Origin of the sequence: Kitasatospora sp. NPDC007106 (assembly GCF_040634455.1) — a bacterium.
Lineage (GTDB): Bacteria > Actinomycetota > Actinomycetes > Streptomycetales > Streptomycetaceae > Kitasatospora > Kitasatospora arboriphila.
In genome coordinates, this window is sequence record NZ_JBEYFP010001170.1 from 1 (window position 1) to 1536 (window position 1536).

The window sequence follows — 1536 nt, forward strand, 5'->3', positions numbered from 1 at the left end:
CTCGAGCAGCTCGCGGAAGCCGTTGGCGTTGATGTTCGAGTAGTGGGCGAAGACGTCGGGGCCGCCACCCTCCTGCTCGATGAAGCCGAAGCCCTTTTCCGCGTTGAACCACTTCACAGTGCCATTAGCCATAAAGAAATCTCCTTCAAGGGGCTGTCCGAAGCACGCACCGCGCGGGCTTCGAGTCGCCGCGATGAGCACCCACCCGGGGAAGAGCCGGGAAACAAAAATGCGCCTGCGATACATCAGCAGGCGCACACAAAGTTCATGGGAACCACTACTGCAACTATCGACGAGCCTAGCAGGCTCGAGTGCGCGGCGGTGGAATATTCCGCCCCGGTCGTGTCGGCGCCGCCCGCAAGACGGCACCACTGCGGCGCCACAGCCGCCAACAGGCATTCGCGCCAGGGTAGTTGCCCAGCATGGCCGCAGGATCAGACCGAGCCGGGGGGACAGGCGCCCGGCGCAGAGCGGCGCGCAGCGGGCGGCCGCCAGTCGGCGGGGACGGTCGCCCCGGCAGCCCGGGACGGGCCGGCTGCACCGCGCATCGCCGTTTACATCCACCGGAAGGTGGACCGTGGCGGTCGGGATTCCGCTCCAGCGAATGCGATTCTCCGGAAAGCCCCGGTTCCACATTTCCGGCGCATACTGCTCGACTTTGTTCGGAACTCCTTCCGGTGACGGCCGACGGCTCAGCCTGGCTCCTCGGCATCGCCGTCAGGCGGACCGGCGATCGGCGGCGCCGGCTGTGCTCATGACGGGTAGCGGGGCCGTGCACGGAATCCCTGTCCTGATCCCTGTCCTGGTGATCGTTCCGGGCGCTCTGACCGCGCGTCCACGAACAGGCCACCGACCTGGATTCAGGTCACATACCCGGCTCCTCGGGATAGACGGGAATCTCATAGCCCTGGTCACGGAGCCACTGGCAGGTTGCCGCGGCCCGGTAACTGCTGTCGAAGGACGGAAATGAGTCGTCGGCCTTCTCCGCGGCCCGAACGCCCCTCTCGTCATCCTTCATCCTTTGCACCACCGCGTCGGCGATCCGGGCGGCCGTGTCGCCGCCGAGGTCGCCGTGCTCACGCCAACGAGTCAACCGTTCGCTGGCCTGCAGGGCCCGCCGCGAACTCTCGGCGGCGTGCTCAGAACCGACCGCGGCCACCGCCGCCTCATTGGCCGACCGTAGCCATTGGCCAAGGCAGTCGGTGATGACCTGCTGGGCCAGAGTGGCCCGCCATTCGTCCCGCTGCTGATCGCCGTCCATGTACCTGCAGTCTACCGAGAAGGACCAACTGGGCGTGTACTTCTCTCGATTGCTGGTGTCGGCCTGGAAGGCAGGCAGGACGGGACGCCGCGTGTGGCAGTCTCCGTCATGCGGGTGCGTCGAGCGGGCGTAGCCCAGGCGGCGATGGCGAGTGGCTGGGACGGTGGGGTCAGGGTATGCGGCCGGCAGGTGGCGGGGTTGCGCTGCGGGGGCACCAGGAGGAGGCGCTGGAGGCCGTCGTGCGGGGCCTGACGCCCCGTCCCGGGCGGCCGGTG

Annotated in this window: 2 protein-coding genes; both read right to left on the reverse strand. The window is 68.0% G+C overall.

The genetic code is table 11. The annotated features are described in order from the left end of the window. A partial coding sequence (locus ABZ641_RS36830) for a cold-shock protein (RefSeq protein WP_359988913.1) occupies positions 1-132 on the reverse strand: 132 nt, incomplete at its 3' end. A gap of 733 nt (positions 133-865) precedes the next feature. Further along, entirely contained in the window at positions 866-1261 is a 396-nt protein-coding gene (locus ABZ641_RS36835; protein WP_344628124.1) for a hypothetical protein, read from the reverse strand. Positions 1262-1536 lie beyond the last annotated feature (275 nt).